This window comes from Shewanella sp. H8, assembly GCF_040285065.1.
GTDB classification, from domain to species: domain Bacteria; phylum Pseudomonadota; class Gammaproteobacteria; order Enterobacterales; family Shewanellaceae; genus Shewanella; species Shewanella polaris.
In genome coordinates this window covers 305,022-321,425 of the sequence record NZ_CP157213.1, presented here as the reverse complement: position 1 = coordinate 321,425, position 16,404 = coordinate 305,022, and the positions used below count along the sequence as shown (strand labels likewise).

Below are 16,404 nucleotides of genomic sequence, written 5' to 3'. Positions count from 1 at the left end.
ATCTATAAAAATGGCCCACTAATGTGAGCCATTATACGATACCACCAAGCTACTAATCAGTTAACACTTACTGACCGAATCCTGTTGCCGTAATATCAACTTTAGTGACTTCACCATATTGCGCCGCAACTTCAGCAATTTTGTCCGCATTACCAATTAATACAAACTGTAAATTTTGTTGTGGGAAATATTGCTTAATCAAACGTTGAGTCTCTGCTAGCGTCAATCCGTCAACCTTGGCTTGAAATTGATTAATAAAATCATCATTAAAGCCATATAAATACATGTCTGACAACAAACCAGCTAACTGACCACTGGTTTCGTACTTAGGTGGGAACTGACCTTTAACATAGGCTTTAGCAGAATCTAAAGTGGCCTGATCAATACCTTTTTCCCATAAACGCGCGTAGGTTTTTAAGGCTAAATCAATCGCTTCTTTGGTTGTCGATAACTTAGTAAATGTACTGATTTTAAATACCCCAGATTGTGCATAAGGGTCAAAACCAGAACGAGCACCGTAAGTTAAGCCAGCATTAACGCGCAATTCATCATTTAACCATGAGGTAAAACGACCACCTAAAATAGTGTTAACAACGGTTAAACCAACATAATCAGGGTTGTCATAACGAATACCTAAACCACCAATTAAGAAGGTGGTTTCAATTGCATCAGGCTTGTCGACCAACAATACTCGCGGCTTGGTTAATGTTGGTAAGTTTTGGCTTAGATCTGGCTGAATCACTGTTTCTGTTGCCTGCCAATCACCAAAGGCTTTATTAAGCTTAACGGTCATGTCGGCAACATCAAAATCGCCCACTACGTTAATGGTCATATTGCTTGGTTGATAATAGCCTTTATGAAAAGCACGTAACTCGGCCACGGTAAGCTTAGCGATGGTATCGCTATTACCCGATACCGGATTAGCATAAGGATGCTCACCAAAAACTAACTTATTGAAGTAGCGGCCAATCACGGCTCGAGGGCTTTCTTTTTGTTGTGACAAACCGACAATTTCACGCTGCTTTAACTTATCAAACTCAGTGCTATCAAAGTCAGGTTGACGCAATACATGACTAAAAATATCGAGTACAGTATCAACATCTTTGCTCATCATATTGGCACGAATATAACTGCCTTCTAAATCAGCAGTGGTATCAATACTGGCACCGATAAAGTCTAACTGTTGCTCAATGTCGGCTTTAGCTTGACCCGCTGCACCTAACATTAAACTTTGTGAGGTGATATAAGCCATACCCGAAGTAACATCATTCACGGCTCCGGCTCTAACCACTGCATCAATGGTCACTAATGGCACTTCTTTTTGCACCATCAACTTAACGTTTAGACCATTGTCTAACGTAACCGATTGATAACTCGGCATCGCAAAGCTGGGGCTAGCAACAACATCATCAACTGAAGTTTTCTGCGTATTCGCACAACCACTTAAGCTTAAACTACATGCAAATGCGATAGCCGATAATGATATTTTAATACGTCTGTGAGTTATGGTTTTCATTTGTCAGACTCCTCAGTAGCAGCGAGCACACCGACAGTCCGATTCGCTTTTATTAAGTAGGTTTGTGCCACACGTTGAATGTCAGCCGGTGTGACTTGGTTATAGGCTTCAGGGGCATTGAAGAGTTTTGTATAGTCGCCAAAATACAGCTCATAAGTCCCTAAGGTATTGGCTTTACCGTTAATGGTTTCCATGGTTCTATAAAAATCCATTAGCTTAATATTTTTCACTTTTTCAAGTTCTTGCTGAGTGACTCCTTGAGTAGCAATAAGATTGATTTGTTCAATTAAGGCTTGTTCTAAGGTTTCTGCACTCACACCTGCATTCGCCACACCTAAAACATAAAACAAATTAGGGTCGAACGACATCGGCATGTAGGTTTCAGCCGCAACGGCTAATTGCTTGTCGACCAATGCCTGATAAAAACGCGAACTATTGCCTTCACTTAACATCGACGCCAATAAATCCAATGCATAGTAGTCAGCGTGACTCGTTGCAGGCACATGGTAAGCCAGCATAATGTTAGGTGTGCTCACCGACTCTTTTTTAACAAATACCCGGCGTTCACCTTTTTGCTCTGGTTCTATCGTACGTACCGCTTTTGGCGGAGCTTGAGCAGGAATAGGTGCAAAATACTGGTTAGCTAGCGCTTTCACTTCTGCTAACTTCACATCACCGGTAATCACCACTAGCGCATTGTTAGGGGCATAATAGGTTTTATGATATTGCTGTAAATCTTCTAAGGTCCAAGCCGCAATATCCGACTCATAACCAATCACAGACCAGCTGTATGGATGTGCTGCAAAGGCAACACTTTTAAGCGCTTCTTGAATAGTGCGCCAGTTAGAGTTTTCAAGCCCAGTGGTACGTTCTGACTGCACCACGCCACGTTCGCTTTCAACCATCACAGGATTGATGTCTAAATTGGCGATACGATCGGCTTCTAAATCGAAAATTGTTTCTAAGCCATTTGCTGGAAACCAATCGGTATACACTGTCATATCTTCAGTAGTATAAGCATTGTTGGCGCCACCAGCGGCTTCCATCGTCCGGTCAAACATTTTCGGACCAAACTTTTTAGAACCATTGAACATCATGTGTTCAAAAAAGTGTGAAATCCCCGTAATTCCAGGCACTTCATTTCGCGAACCGACTTTCCAAAAAATATACATATTGGCATTAGGAATAGAGCTATCCTCCAATACCATAATCTTCATGCCATTATCTAAGGTAAAACTATTAATGTCTTCAGCTTGTGTCGCTGACACCGTAGGCGCACTTAATAGGCCTATGGTCATCAACAACGCTATTATCTTGCGTGTCATATCTAGCTCCTTTGAGCTCTTGTACTATGGTTTATAAAAAATTGGTTATTAAAATAGGGTTATTGTGCTGCACTTAATGCGGTTAAGGCAACTTGTGTCATGGTTTGCACACCCACTTTTAGCGCACTTTCGTCTACATAAAATGCCGGTGAATGATTACTGGCAACCTGACTTGGATCTTGGTCTGCTGGCGTCACGCCTAAGAAAAAGAACATACCTGGCGTTTCAAGTGCATAGTAAGAGAAGTCTTCTGCGCCAGTGATAAGTCCAGGCTCAATTAACATGTTATCACCCACCACAGAAGCAATAACAGGACGCATTTTACTGACTAACTCAGGATTATTAACCGTGACAGGATAACCAGGTTGGATCTCAGTTGTCGCTGTGGCACCAAGCGTTTTAGCCGCATTGGTGGCAATTTCAGCCAATTTGACTTTAATTTCTGCGCGCATATCTTGATCAAATGTACGGATAGTACCGATTAACTCCACTTCGTCAGGAATAATGTTCGAACGAATACCGCCATTAATGGCCCCAAAGCTGACCACTGCAGGCGCTTTAGTAATATCTACCTGGCGACTAATAATAGTTTGTACACTGTTAATAATTTGCGCTGATGCCACAATAGGATCAACTCCGCCCCAAGGACGTGAGCCATGGGTTTGTCTGCCTAGCACTTTAATGGTAAATGAATCTTCACTCGCCATAGCGGGGCCTGAACGTAAACCAATCATACCCGATGGCATGCTTGATGTAACATGCATACCAAACACTTGATCAGGCTTACGCTTAGCAAACAAGCCCTGCTTAAGCATTAACTCTGCGCCGCCTTCTTCGCCTTCTGGAGCTCCTTCTTCAGCAGGTTGGAAAATAAACATCACATCACCTGCCAAGCTGTCTTTTACTTTTACTAAGTTTTCAGCAACCCCCATCAACATGGCCACATGAGTGTCATGACCGCAGGCATGCATGACTCCTACAGTTTGATTTCGATAAGTATCAGTGGCTTTAGAGGCAAAAGGTAAATCAACCACTTCCGTGACTGGTAGTGCATCCATGTCGGCACGTAAACCAATTAATGGTCCAGGCTTACCACCTTTAAGTATTGCCACTACACCTGTATGGGCAATACCAGTTTGCACTTCGAGCCCTAGTGATTTGAGGTGTTTTTCAATCACTTTACTGGTGCGAAACTCTCGATTAGATAACTCGGGATGCTGATGTAAATCTCGACGCCATGTAATCACTTTACTTTCGACTTGAGCGGTTAACTCTGCAGCATTGGGCACACTAGCCACGGTGGATGTACTGTAAACGCTAGAAGCAAAGACGCTTGTAAGCAGCAAAGCAAGAGATGTTAGACGCATATTGATTCCGGTTTTATTGTTATCAGTACAACAAAACTACCTTGAAATGATGCGATTGTTAAATATTTTAATGATTTGATAACAAGTCAATTGTATCTATTTATTAACACACGACATGTAGATTGAACTAGCAGCTAATTGATCAAGCATTAACTCAACTTTTCACTTGGCTATTTACACCGTTATTTACTCAGTTATTTACTCGGCGATTCACTCAGCTGTTCACTCGAGAACGGGACATGAAAAAACACCACGTCACTGTCGATAACCTCAAGCTGCCAACCTTGTTGTAATGCAATCCATTCAAAGGTTTCTATCGCATAAAAATTGATGTGAGTGGGGTCAATTTTATAAGACCAATTTGCAAATGTATCTACGCAAGGTACTCTTTTGGTCATCACCGCCAATATGCCACCAGGTAACAATAATTGGCTTAATTGCTCCACTAACGACTGCGCATCGGCAATATGCTCTATCACCTCGGTTAAACAGACAAAATCATATTGTTGGGTGAGTACCTGAGGAGTTAAGTGATAAAACAAATCATAATTGGCTACGCTAATCCCTTGCTTAGCCGCCATTTTGCTTAGCACTGCACCTTCGCCACAACCAAAATCTAATCCTTTTGCGTTAGGGGTAAGCTGAGCTAATAACGGGGTTAACGTGCGAGATAAAAAATGTTGATAACCAGCATCGGCAACATCATTATTGTGGCAATCATAATGGGCTTTTTCAGCTATTTTATCTAAATAAAATGCTGATGGAACTGACACTAGCAAACACTGCGGACAGCGAACATAAGGACGTTTTTTATCTTGATGAAAAGCAACTGTTTCATAATGACATAAAGGACAAGATGACAAATGAGACTCCGACATAGGCGAGTTAAAAAGTGATATAAATACTGAGTCTATTCTGATAAAACGGGTTCTATCGTTTTGGGGTCTTTGGGGATTTTGTGGGTTTGCTTAGCCGCATCTTGCGCCTGTTGTAAATACTTTTGCTGACGAGTTAAGCGCTCATCAGATTGGGATCGGGCTTTTTCGAGTTGCTTCGCTTCCCAGTCATTACCTTGATGCTTTGCTAACACCTCTTGCTCACGCACCTTGGTCGCTTTGGCTGCATCACGGGCTTTTTGTAACTGTGTTTGTTCAAGTTCAATTGACTCAATTCGCGCTTGCTCACCTTTTTCAGCCAAGGTCATTTTTTTATGTGGTTTGTCAGCCGCAGTGGTAACAAATGCGAATGAACTTGCGGTTACCAGTATAACTAATAAGCTTATCAGCCGATTTTTCATGCTATCTATCCTTTGATGTTATCGACGTTATACCGCGCACGTACCAGAGCAGGCATAGCCGTTAACTTATGTTGCACCATTGCGTTAAACACTGCAAATATTGGCGTAACATCCACATTTGGATTTAATGCAACCAGCGTGTGAGCAGCCGCTTCCAAAGTTGATAAACTGTCACTACGTTTCGCTTTACGAATGATATATTGCGACTCATCCTCTACCTCAAGGTGAAGCGACGGATAATCACCTAACCACGGATTAAGCTGTAACATTCGGTACGCCTTACGCCAAGTACCATCGACTAAAATAATAATAGCAGCCTCACTCGCGCCCGCCTCGGCCACTGTTTGGCTGTGCTCATTTGGATAAACCACATAAATTGGCTTGGTTTGCGCCGCTAAATAATGTTGCAGCTCAACAAAGTCCTCCGCCACCTCACCCACATAAATCCGGGTTTGCGGCATCGCCAGTTTCAATAACCTAACTGTATTCTTAGCATGACCCACTTCTGACGGGTGTTGCATTATCATCACTTCAGTTTGAGATGATACGCGTTTTAGCGCATAGCAAACACAGGCTGACTCTGGGTATTGGCAATGGATACAATAACTTCTGCTCATTTTTTGTCTTATTCATGTTGCAATGTTGTAAATGAAAGGCCAATATAGTCACCGCTAAATAACACCTCAAGGAAGAACTATTACCATGACTAGAACAAAGATGTCTATTGCCTTAATGCTCGCACTAACCACAATTCCCGCATACGCCGCGCAAGATAATGTCTATCACCACGAAGTTGAAATCGGCTTTTTAGATTCATCAGGTGAAGCGGATGGCCTAGTTAACGCCAATTATCGCTATTATTTTAAAGCAGTTGAACAAGCCGATAAGCCCTACGAATTAGCCGCATTCTTTAATCAAGGTTCGACGATTTCTGGACGCTATGCCACCACAGACCTAAAAGATTTATACAATATATCTGGCCAGTATGTTTACGACTCAAACTGGTTTGTTGGGGCTGGGGTAAATAGGTATAACTTTGATAATAACGGTAACTATAGAGGCATTGATAGCAACATAATATACGATGTTAATTTGGGTTATTTTTTACCGACCACTCTGCATTAACCCTAAGTTACAGCACAAGTTCAGAATCTAACTCTGACAGTCTAACATCAGATTTTTATGAAAGGGAGTATTATACTAACGAAGATATTGATGTTATCGGTCTAACTTACGAGCACTTTATCCCTTTACAATCAACAACTGGAGTGTTTATCACTGGTGAGTTACAGTATATTGCAGAACAGACTATCAATAACTCTTCAGGAACCTACATTGATAGCTTAGACCAGGTTACAGTGCTAGATTTTAAAAGAAATGATGATTACAACAATTACACTGTTGCTGTATTTGCAGATTGGTATATTAATAATGCATGGTCAGTAGGTGCGAGCTACTTCCGAATAAATATAGATGGCGAATTTAACAGTAGTGATATTGATCACTCTGTTCACTACAGCCGCAATGAAACTGAAAGTTCCACCAGCGTAAACACACGCTATTTCTGGCATTTTTCAGAGGTGTTCTCGGCCAAGTTATCAATAGAGCATTATTTCGATAATGGAGAGTATGATTCAGCAACCAATTTTGGCGTAGCAATTAACGCCCGCTTCTAAGCCTCATAATATTTAGCCAAAAAATACCCGCTGAATGTGGTTAGCACTCAGCGGGTTAAAGGTGACATTAATCATGTCGTTTATTTAATCGTGTTGTAACTGTTCATGGTGTAGGTGACTTAAACGTTTCATTGCCATTATGATCAAAAATATCGCACTAAAGCCCCCCATAACCATTGATATTGCGTAAGGCGCTGGTAAATCAGTTAGTTGGATCAATGCCGTCAGTATTGACGCACCACTCATCTGAATACACCCTAACATTGCCGTCGCAGTTCCTGCTCGCTCACCGAAAGCCGACAACGCCATACTGGTTGCTGGGCCGAGTAAAATGGCAAAACCAACACACAAAATCATCATGGGAGCCATAAATGCCACCGCGCCAGCTAATCCTTCATGGGGGCCAACAAAATACATCGCAGCTTCGACAATGGCGGCAATCAACATTAACGATAACGCCATCAGCACACCAGGTCGATTCCCAATACGCTTAATCAACACTGGAGCGGCAAAACAAGCCACAATATTTACCGCTGCATTAAGGCCAAATAAGCCACTAAAGGTCAGTTCTGAAACACCTAAATGTCCAATTATCCACACTGGAGCATAAGACACGTAACATAAAATCGATGCCATCGCGATCATGCAACAACTGGCGTAGAACATAAAATGAGGATCGCCAATAACTGGTTTATAGCGGTTCCAACGGTATAGAGGCCCTGAACTGTCAGTATTTAAGGGGCGGGTTTCAGGAAAGCGAAATCCTACAATAAACAATACTAAAACGGCATATAAAGCCATAAAAATAAATGTTGAGCGCCAGCCAAATTGCAGGGCTAACAATCCACCTAAGGTTGGTGCGAGGGCAGGAACAACACAAATGGCACCATTAAGATAACTGTACATAGATACACTTTGTTTACGATCATAACAATCACGAACAGCACTAAATACTACAATAGAAGTGGAACAAGCTGCCAACCCTTGAAAAACACGGGCAATCTGCAACCATTCAAATTCAACCGCATAAGCACCTAATAAACTACTTATGCCATAGAATACAATCCCAAATAATGCGACAGGCCTACGACCAAAACGATCCGCTAATGGGCCAATTAGAATTTGCCCAACACCCATAGCAAACAAAAACAACACTAAAGTAGACTGCACTTCACCGTTTGAAACACCATATTCCAATGCCATTGCAGGCATAGAAGGGAGATAAATATCAATAGCTAATGGGCTTAACAGCACCATAAACATTAATAGTGGTAATAAATTACGACGCATGAATTTCTATCTCTCAAATGTTAAATACACAAAGGTCACCCTTAATAAGGCGCTATAATAAGTCAAATGGAGGTATGAACAGAAATGATATAAAATCAGAAGTGAATTTCCATTTGAGAATATCACATGAATTTAGATAATCTTGCTAGAGTCGATCTTAATCTGCTAGTAATTCTTCAAGTTTTACTTGAAGAGCAAAGCGTTACTCGAGCAGCACATCGGTTACATGTTAGCCAATCAGCTGTCAGTAAAAGCCTTCATCGTTTACGACAAACATTAGACGACCCGCTCTTTCAACGTACAGCACATGGATTAAAACCAACCGCTCATGCAGATGCGTTAAGACAAAAATTACCGCAAATATTACAAAATCTATATCAACTCACTCAACCTCCCATTTTCTATCCAGAAAACAGTAACCGCCATTTTTCTTTCTCAATGGTCGAGAGTGCCTATGAAACACTAATACCCTATTTTATCGGTCCCTTGTTACAGCAAGCCCCGCAAATTAAACTAGACTCTTATGTCTGGACAGAAAAATCGATGCAAGATTTACAACAGGGACAAATCGATTTTGGCATTGCAGGTCGGGACATCCACCCACAAACTGATAGCAACATTGACCAAGTACCAGAAGGTATTGAATCTCAAGTCCTATTTAACGATCATCAAGTTTGCTTGGTGCGTAAAAACCACCCTATTTTACAAAAAGTAAAAGCTGGGCATTGGGATCAAACTCACTATCTTAATATGTCCCATGTACAAGTAAGATGTGAAGGTAATGATTGGTGGGCATTAGACTATCACCTCGCAAACTTAGGATTACATCGTAATTTAGCGACTACAGTGCCAGACTTTTATGGTGCTGCAAGTGTTTGCGCCCATACAAATTTAATCTTTACCTTACCATCGAGCTTTGCACATCATGCTCAAAAACTGTATTCGCTGGTTTCTATTCCTTTGCCTTTTGAGTTTATGCCCATGGCTTATGTATTTTTATGGCATGAGAGAAATAATCAAGAACCAGGACATAAATGGTTTCGCAATATGATTTTCAGTAGTGTCGAAAAAGCCATTGCCAATAATCGTATTACTAAAAATGATCGTTAAAATTTTTAGAGGATAAATAGTGATTAATTTCACTATTTATGAACTTTTAGCCAACTAATTACTCAAAACTGTTTAATAATAATGCTGAAAGGCAATTAAGCAACCACATAAGACAATGTGTAAGCTTAGCCACATTTAAGGGGAGAGGATGTTGAGGTTAATTAGCACCCATAAACTCATTCAACGACTGCGAAAAATGCGCCCACTCGCTGCATTTACCACAGCGGTCACAATCCTATTAGCTTTTCTGTTGTTGTTACCGTTAATACTCTTGTTCATTTTGGTTGGTTTCATTGGCATGACCCTCTTAAGTCGCCAATACATGAAGTCCCATCGTTCGGCACCTACTGAGCCCTATTTATCAGCTAACTCAAATAAAGATAGGTATCACACTCACCCCTACATTGAACAAGATAAACCAGTTACTTCATGCCAAGCCAGCAGAATAATTAATCATTAAAAATGCTGTTATTGGTTTATATTGATTAGTTATCCTTACTGCCGCTTGCCGTGATAGAAAGATGTTCATAAAGGCGAATAACCGTTTAAAGCAAAGGATGGAAGTAATACCTCAAAGCGTAAAGATGACATTTACCTTTTTACCGTATCTATGGCTAACCCACAAAAATCACTTAGTCTCGGTATATAAACCTCTTAAAAATAAAACTTTAGCCAACATCATCAAGGTATTGACGGGTGAAAGTTAAGACTCAACAAAATAAATTGTTATCCCCCCCAGCTTAAACATTAACCAGGTTTAACGTGACATATTATGTCTAATCATTGCAAACTGTTCTTTAAATCATCGTTACTGATGTATAGGTAACGTTTTTCAGGCACTCATTTTCAAGCTAAGTGCATTCAGGAGTTACTATGAAATTTAATCAATCATTCCACACTGCCAATTTAAAAAATCGGTTCTCGACTATGAACCCAATTTTGGCATCACTTATGCTCTTTAGCATCGCATTCACCAGCATTGTGCTACTACCCTTTTTATTGATGTTGGGCTTATTAAGTTTTATTACCTTCCAACTTTTCGGCAACAAAATCTTGAGAAGTAAAGCCTTTGCCCAATCTGGTAATAACCATTCAACTCATCGAGAATCACAGACTCAACAAGGTCACTTTTCCCAAAGTAACGCCAATGTGCAACGCGAAACAACAGCGCCTTACGCAGAGATGTTTACTCGAGCTAAAACCAATCAGTCTCAACACACCGGCCGTACTTTTGAACACCAAGCGGATTAACAATGAAACTAAGCGCTGGATACACTTAGTGTAAGATGAATGAGTAATTCACATTAACCAAATAGGCGACACTTGCAACCAAGTGCCGCTCTTTGTTTTTATACAGTTTTGACCACATAATATAGTTCAACCCTCCGCTAAAGCGTGTTTTTTTACCCCACCCTCGACATAGCAACCAAGACAGGTTTAAACCGAGAACGTTTACTTTTCATCACTCGTTTCCGCTGATTTAAGTAAGTTTTTTATTGGAGATATTAAGGTGTAGTCGCACTTTTGATATCACATACGCCTTTCATTAACGTATTAGGTTTTTTAACTACTAGGTATCTGACAACCCATTGTTCTCGTGAATATTAGATACAAGGTTTAGCCCGAATTCATCATAAAAACTAGCTATCTATAGAGTGACTCACAACCGTTATTGTTGGGTGAGGTTACATTTTATATAAGAGGTTTTGAAATTTATCTACCTTTATAAATTGCGCTAACATTTATTGATGAAGAAAGTTACTGATAAAGAAAAGTCACTGTTGGCCGATTACTAAACATGCGATATTGAATTATTGATTTCGACCAATAATCTATTTATTGGACTATTCGTACCAACCTTATTTTTACGGGCTATATTGTACTAACCATAATATTTTTATAGAGAGCATGTTTTTACAATAACAGAGTGAATAGCATTTTAAAGTACTAAAATGATTGTAGTTACACCACGTTAGTATCACGTGGTTATACACATTGTATGAAATAATAACTCCGGGTAAAGACGACAGGATTTAAACACTTACCGCATCTTTAACTAACTGATTAAATTATAAATATAATCATTAACACGATAAAAGAGGGTAAATATGTTTGTAGCATGTCAAAAATGGATAACACAGTCTTGTTTATCGCTGGCCTGTTTGGGAATATTTTTCTGTTCATCTGTATGGGCAGAAAATATTATCATTGGCGGTACAGGAAACGCACTAGGCACAATGCAGATACTGGCTAATGCATACCAAGAACGTAATCCAGACATACACATTACTGTTTTGCCCAGCATTGGTAGTAGCGGTGCAATTAAAGCTGTACCTCGTGGTAAAATCGATATTGGGTTAAGTACTCGCGGATTCAAAAAAACGGAGTTTACAGCAGAAGCTAGCGTAATAGAATATGCTCGTACCCCCACAGTAATTGCGGTATCAAATAATTTAGATGTTACGGATATTTCTATTGATGAGCTTGTTGATATTTATAACGGTAAACAAACAATATGGCCGAATGGAGATTTAGTTCGCCCAATCATCCGCCAGCATGACGATGACAATACCAAACAACTGGAAAAACTTTCCCCAGAACTTAAAAATGCTATCCAATTCGCAGAAAAGCGCACAGGGCTATTATTTGCATCTACTGATCAAGAAACCGTCGAAAAAATTGAACAAACCCCTGGTAGTTTCGGTGTAACTACTTTGGCACTAATCCTTTCTGAAAAAAGATCTATTCATGCCTTAAAGTTAAATGGCGTAAAGCCAACAGCAGAGACTTGTATTGCAGGTAGCTACCCTATGATCAAACATTTCCACTTTATTCTTCCTAAAAACATTCCGATTTATGTTGCTGACTTTATTAGTTTCGTTAACTCTACAATAGGAAAAGAGATTTTGGAGAGCAATGGAAATTATATACCTGAATAGGTTGAATTAGATGTTATCTACTCAAGATACGCGACTGGCGAAGACGTTAACCCATTATGCACTGTTAATATCCTTACTGGTCGGTATTAGCCTGCCTGTAGGTTACACACTAACGGCATATAACGACCTAACAAAATCACTCAGCTTTAAAGCTAAGATTAAAGCCAATGCTCAGGCTGATTTAATCACAACTCTTCCCGATACGTGGATGTATGCTGAAAACCGCTTACAAGGTGTACTCAGTAGAGAGCCAGTGCGATTAGACAACGAATACATCCAGATACTCGATTCAGAAGGAGAAGTCATCACTTCATCCGGAGAGGCTCTAACTGGTTTTACGGTGCAACGCAGCTATCCACTTTATGATATTGATAAAGTTGTTGGGAATATCGTTGTTAGTGCATCACTTTCGACGCTATATAAAAATATACTTTTGGCCTTTGTACTTGGTTTCGTCTTAGCCTTACTCATTTTACTTGTTCTACGTTTACTACCGATAAGGGCGCTTCAACGAATTTCAGACGAATTATATACCGAAAAAGAACGGGCAGTAACCACATTGCATTCTATTGCCGATGCAATATTACTATATGATATTAATGGTAATCTTATCTATTTAAACTTGCCAGCAGAGAAAATGCTGGGAAAATCATTAGCTGAGTTACAGGGTGAGTCCATAGCAGATCATCTTCAGCTCACAGATATGCATACTGGATTTGCAATAGACAGTGCCCTACAAGAAACATTAGATTCTGGAACTGTGGCAACTTGCAACCAACGTAGTATGCTCGAAATATCAGGAGACCTTAAAATCGCGGTCGAAGAGCGATCAGCCCCCATATTTGACCAGAGAAAGAAGCTTATTGGTGGTGTTTTATGTTTACGTGATGTCACTGTCGCCCGAAAACATCTTGAAAGACAATCCTGGGAAGCTACACATGATTTGTTAACGGGATTAATCAATCGCCGTGAATTTGAAAACCGAGTGACAAAAGCCATAGATAATACAATTGACAATGGTCAAATATATATCATTTGCTACATGGATCTCGACCGCTTCAAAATAATAAATGATTCATGTGGGCATAGTGCCGGAGATGATGTGCTCCAACAATTATCTCGCATCATGTCCTCCCAAATACGTGCAAACGATACTCTAGCTCGTCTTGGTGGTGATGAATTTGGTTTAATTCTTGAGTGTTGTGATGAAACTAGAGGAAAATTAATAGCTCAAGCGTTACTCAATGCGATTGAAGAATTCCAGATTGTCTGGGAAAAGCAAATATATACGGTTGGAATAAGTATAGGCTTTACCGCAATAGTAAATGACAGTTTTAGCTGCAAAGAAATTATAGGTCAGGCTGACTCAGCGTGTTACTGGGCTAAAGAGCAAGGACGCCATCAGGTATGCCAATATAAAGAGAGCGATATAGAATTAGCCGACAGACGAAGTCAAACTGGATGGGTAGGACGTATTAATTCAGCCTTGAAAGATGATCGATTCGTTCTATACCATCAAGTCTATCGTTCCCTTACTTCAGATGACGAATCATGCTTACACCTTGAAGTCCTTTTAAGGATGGTATCGAATGAAGGTGAAATCATTCTTCCTGGTCATTTTCTTCCGGCTGCAGAACGATACAATCTAATCAGGGAAATTGATCGTTGGGTAATCAATAAGGTGTTGTCTGGATTCCACCTTTTGCAGCAAATTCATGAGAACAAGACATTGATAGTCAACATCAACCTGTCAGGATTGTCTATTAATTCATTGGACCTATTTGAATATATCAAACAGAAAATTATAGAATATAATATCGATCCACAATGCCTTTGCTTTGAAATAACAGAAACAGCAGCGGTGAAAGACATGCACTCTGCAATCGAGTTCATCACAGCATGTAAAGAAATAGGTGTTAAATTTGCGTTGGATGATTTCGGTACAGGCTCAAGTTCTTTTGGATACCTAAAAAATCTACCCGTTGATTATCTGAAAATCGATGGTAGCTTTGTCAAAAATTTAGAAAATGATGCGGTCGACCGAGCGATTACTCAAACCATTAACCAAATCGGTCATATCATGGGGAAAATTACCATTGCCGAATTTGCAGAAAATCAATCCATTATAGAAATACTTGATGAAATGGGAGTTGATTTTGCACAAGGGTACGGAGTATGTCGGCCTATCCCATTGTTTCCTGATAATGACTTAGAAAAGGCATAACTTAACCTTAGTAGCCTTAACCTAAATAATGGCCATTTAGAAGTGAGCCTTAAATTGAAAAGCTTGCACCACTCTTAATTGTTCAGAAAATTATTGAGCATGGTATTAACACCCTAAGCGTGATGTACTTCTAGACAATAGGAGGACATGCCATCGTTGAGGCAACAACATGGCTTATCCAAGAAAGCGTTTAGCTTGTTGTAAAGCAGCCAATTCCGCTTCTGTTGGATTAAGCGCAATCACACTCTCAATTTGCATCAATAACGACTGCCATAATGGTTCGATGACTTGTCGTTGAATATCATCAGCATGCAAGTTTGCTTGCTGTAATAAATACGCAGCTTGCACCACATCAATACGACCTAAAATTCCGTCAGCTAAAGCCACACTCAATTCAATCATTGCGGTGACATTACGGCCATACTTAATCACTTGATGTAAATAGTGTTCAGCCGTTTCAAGTTGTTGCTGACTGGCTGCGTCATCATGTAAAATATCACTGCCACAACGTAACATTGCATCCAATTGACCTTGTTCAGCGGCTTCTTGCATCCATTGCTGGCTGACGGCTATATCAACCGTACACCCTTGACCATGCTCGAGCATTAACGCTAAATGATATTGTGCGTGAGGATAACCTGTTTGTGCTGCTTTATTTACCCATAAGTAGGCTTGTTCGAATTGCTGGTTTTGATAGAACAATACCCCAAGATTTGACATTGCTTCAGCATTTTCAGCGTTCGCGGCCAAGGTTAGTAATGTTTCGGCTTGACTAAGATCAACCTCGAATTGGTCACTTCCCACCAGATAGAAGAAACCCAATAAAGCCTGGGCATTAACCACGCCATGCTCCGCTGCTTGTGCAATAAACTGTTCACCCTCAGCTGAATTTACCTTACCGCTATAACCATGCAATAAGCTCACGCCATGCTCAAATAATGCAGTTTGATGTTGCCCTGATGCAAGACTAAACCAGTGAGCAGCTTGCGAAAATACATCAGCTGAGGTTTGCTCGCTTGCCATTGAAGCGTTTGAGTTTGAGCTTGAGTTTAAGGTTTTTGATATTGTTGAACTTGCATCGTCAATGCTTTGCGCCAAAGCATGTTCCTGTTCTTGCAACATCAAGCCTTTGGCTTTAAGTGACATGCCAACTAAATACTGGGCCTCGGAGTCATTCTGCATCACTGCGCGATAACATAAATCGCGACCAGCATAGGAGTCAAAAGCTTCAAATTGATAATGGGGTGCAGTGCAATGACGTAAAGATTGATACAGTTTTTCAATTAACTGCAAAATATGATGAATCGACTTTTCAGCAATATTAATAAGCTGAACTTGAGTTAAATGATATTTTTCAGGATGGGCGCCGCGATTACCGTCAGTGCGGAGACGGTGTAACGTTCGCACAGCAGCAACATCAATCACCCGTTGCTGATTTAGCTGTTCGATACGATCATATAAGTTTGCAGAGGTAAATGTTATATCGTGCAGTTGAGCCAATTGAGCGGCCAGCTTATGGGTAAAGCTCCTAATATAAACGAGCGCTTGAGTAGGAATATCGCGGACATAGCTTTTAGCTAAACGGTAATCATCACTCAACTCAGTAGAAAAACCATCAATAAACTCAATATCATTTAACAATGGCCTCTCCTTTTTGATC

The 16,404-nt window shown here is 40.3% G+C and carries 14 protein-coding genes; 6 read left to right on the top strand and 8 right to left on the bottom strand.

Features of this window, described 5'->3' with window-relative positions:
- Positions 1 to 67 precede the first annotated feature (67 nt).
- The 6 genes from ABIS04_RS01375 to ABIS04_RS01350 all read right to left on the bottom strand — a co-directional run bounded on the left by ABIS04_RS01375 (position 68) and on the right by ABIS04_RS01350 (position 6,122).
- Positions 68 to 1,516, bottom strand: coding sequence for a pitrilysin family protein (locus ABIS04_RS01375; protein WP_140233081.1), 1,449 nt, complete (start codon positions 1,514 to 1,516; stop codon positions 68 to 70).
- Complete coding sequence (locus ABIS04_RS01370) at positions 1,513 to 2,814, bottom strand: M16 family metallopeptidase (RefSeq protein WP_371833628.1); 1,302 nt, start codon at positions 2,812 to 2,814, stop codon at positions 1,513 to 1,515. Before ABIS04_RS01370 ends, ABIS04_RS01375 begins: the two co-directional genes overlap by 4 nt.
- 86 nt (positions 2,815 to 2,900) lie before the next feature.
- A complete protein-coding gene (locus ABIS04_RS01365) occupies positions 2,901 to 4,208 on the bottom strand; it encodes an amidohydrolase (RefSeq protein ID WP_140233079.1) in 1,308 nt (435 codons plus the stop codon).
- Positions 4,209 to 4,402: 194 nt separating this feature from the next.
- A complete protein-coding gene (locus ABIS04_RS01360) occupies positions 4,403 to 5,071 on the bottom strand; it encodes a class I SAM-dependent methyltransferase (protein ID WP_140233078.1) in 669 nt (222 codons plus the stop codon).
- Between the two features lie 47 nt (positions 5,072 to 5,118).
- Positions 5,119 to 5,505: a hypothetical protein gene (locus ABIS04_RS01355; RefSeq protein ID WP_140233077.1), complete on the bottom strand. Its 387-nt coding sequence runs from the start codon at positions 5,503 to 5,505 to the stop codon at positions 5,119 to 5,121.
- A gap of 5 nt (positions 5,506 to 5,510) precedes the next feature.
- The gene (locus ABIS04_RS01350) at positions 5,511 to 6,122 is read right to left on the bottom strand and encodes a tRNA-uridine aminocarboxypropyltransferase (RefSeq protein WP_350432369.1); all 612 of its coding nucleotides are present in this window, start codon (positions 6,120 to 6,122) and stop codon (positions 5,511 to 5,513) included.
- An 85-nt stretch (positions 6,123 to 6,207) separates the two neighbouring features.
- Between ABIS04_RS01350 and ABIS04_RS01345 the strand changes: the two genes are divergently transcribed.
- Both ABIS04_RS01345 and ABIS04_RS01340 read left to right on the top strand, forming a co-directional pair.
- Complete coding sequence (locus ABIS04_RS01345; protein WP_350432368.1) at positions 6,208 to 6,630, top strand: putative porin; 423 nt, start codon at positions 6,208 to 6,210, stop codon at positions 6,628 to 6,630.
- 143 nt (positions 6,631 to 6,773) lie between these two features.
- Positions 6,774 to 7,181: a hypothetical protein gene (locus ABIS04_RS01340; RefSeq protein ID WP_350432367.1), complete on the top strand. Its 408-nt coding sequence runs from the start codon at positions 6,774 to 6,776 to the stop codon at positions 7,179 to 7,181.
- 84 nt (positions 7,182 to 7,265) lie between these two features.
- Here ABIS04_RS01340 and ABIS04_RS01335 read toward each other — a convergent pair whose 3' ends face one another.
- Positions 7,266 to 8,471 (bottom strand): multidrug effflux MFS transporter, encoded by a 1,206-nt coding sequence (locus tag ABIS04_RS01335; RefSeq protein WP_350432366.1) that lies wholly within the window; start codon positions 8,469 to 8,471, stop codon positions 7,266 to 7,268.
- Positions 8,472 to 8,597: 126 nt separating this feature from the next.
- Here ABIS04_RS01335 and ABIS04_RS01330 point away from each other — a divergent pair, with 126 nt between their 5' ends.
- From ABIS04_RS01330 to ABIS04_RS01315, 4 genes are all read left to right on the top strand, one after another.
- The gene (locus tag ABIS04_RS01330) at positions 8,598 to 9,581 is read left to right on the top strand and encodes a LysR substrate-binding domain-containing protein (RefSeq protein WP_140233074.1); all 984 of its coding nucleotides are present in this window, start codon (positions 8,598 to 8,600) and stop codon (positions 9,579 to 9,581) included.
- A gap of 873 nt (positions 9,582 to 10,454) precedes the next feature.
- Positions 10,455 to 10,832: a hypothetical protein gene (locus ABIS04_RS01325; protein WP_140233073.1), complete on the top strand. Its 378-nt coding sequence runs from the start codon at positions 10,455 to 10,457 to the stop codon at positions 10,830 to 10,832.
- 857 nt (positions 10,833 to 11,689) lie between these two features.
- Complete coding sequence (locus tag ABIS04_RS01320) at positions 11,690 to 12,520, top strand: substrate-binding domain-containing protein (RefSeq protein WP_350432365.1); 831 nt, start codon at positions 11,690 to 11,692, stop codon at positions 12,518 to 12,520.
- Positions 12,521 to 12,530: 10 nt separating this feature from the next.
- A complete protein-coding gene (locus ABIS04_RS01315) occupies positions 12,531 to 14,744 on the top strand; it encodes an EAL domain-containing protein (protein WP_350432364.1) in 2,214 nt (737 codons plus the stop codon).
- 174 nt (positions 14,745 to 14,918) lie between these two features.
- Here ABIS04_RS01315 and ABIS04_RS01310 read toward each other — a convergent pair whose 3' ends face one another.
- Positions 14,919 to 16,385, bottom strand: a complete 1,467-nt coding sequence (locus ABIS04_RS01310) for a DUF4145 domain-containing protein (RefSeq protein WP_350432363.1) — start codon at positions 16,383 to 16,385, stop codon at positions 14,919 to 14,921.
- Positions 16,386 to 16,404 lie beyond the last annotated feature (19 nt).

What these genes read in the sequence shown, in the direction of transcription:
- ABIS04_RS01315 (WP_350432364.1), top strand. Translation starts at nt 12,531, where the DNA reads ATGTTATCTACTCAAGATACGCGACTGGCGAAGACGTTAACCCATTAT.
- ABIS04_RS01330 (WP_140233074.1), top strand. Translation starts at nt 8,598, where the DNA reads ATGAATTTAGATAATCTTGCTAGAGTCGATCTTAATCTGCTAGTAATT.
- ABIS04_RS01350 (WP_350432369.1), bottom strand. Translation starts at nt 6,122, where the DNA reads ATGAGCAGAAGTTATTGTATCCATTGCCAATACCCAGAGTCAGCCTGT.
- ABIS04_RS01320 (WP_350432365.1), top strand. Translation starts at nt 11,690, where the DNA reads ATGTTTGTAGCATGTCAAAAATGGATAACACAGTCTTGTTTATCGCTG.
- ABIS04_RS01335 (WP_350432366.1), bottom strand. Translation starts at nt 8,471, where the DNA reads ATGCGTCGTAATTTATTACCACTATTAATGTTTATGGTGCTGTTAAGC.
- ABIS04_RS01355 (WP_140233077.1), bottom strand. Translation starts at nt 5,505, where the DNA reads ATGAAAAATCGGCTGATAAGCTTATTAGTTATACTGGTAACCGCAAGT.
- ABIS04_RS01325 (WP_140233073.1), top strand. Translation starts at nt 10,455, where the DNA reads ATGAAATTTAATCAATCATTCCACACTGCCAATTTAAAAAATCGGTTC.
- ABIS04_RS01375 (WP_140233081.1), bottom strand. Translation starts at nt 1,516, where the DNA reads ATGAAAACCATAACTCACAGACGTATTAAAATATCATTATCGGCTATC.
- ABIS04_RS01365 (WP_140233079.1), bottom strand. Translation starts at nt 4,208, where the DNA reads ATGCGTCTAACATCTCTTGCTTTGCTGCTTACAAGCGTCTTTGCTTCT.
- ABIS04_RS01370 (WP_371833628.1), bottom strand. Translation starts at nt 2,814, where the DNA reads ATGACCATAGGCCTATTAAGTGCGCCTACGGTGTCAGCGACACAAGCT.
- ABIS04_RS01345 (WP_350432368.1), top strand. Translation starts at nt 6,208, where the DNA reads ATGACTAGAACAAAGATGTCTATTGCCTTAATGCTCGCACTAACCACA.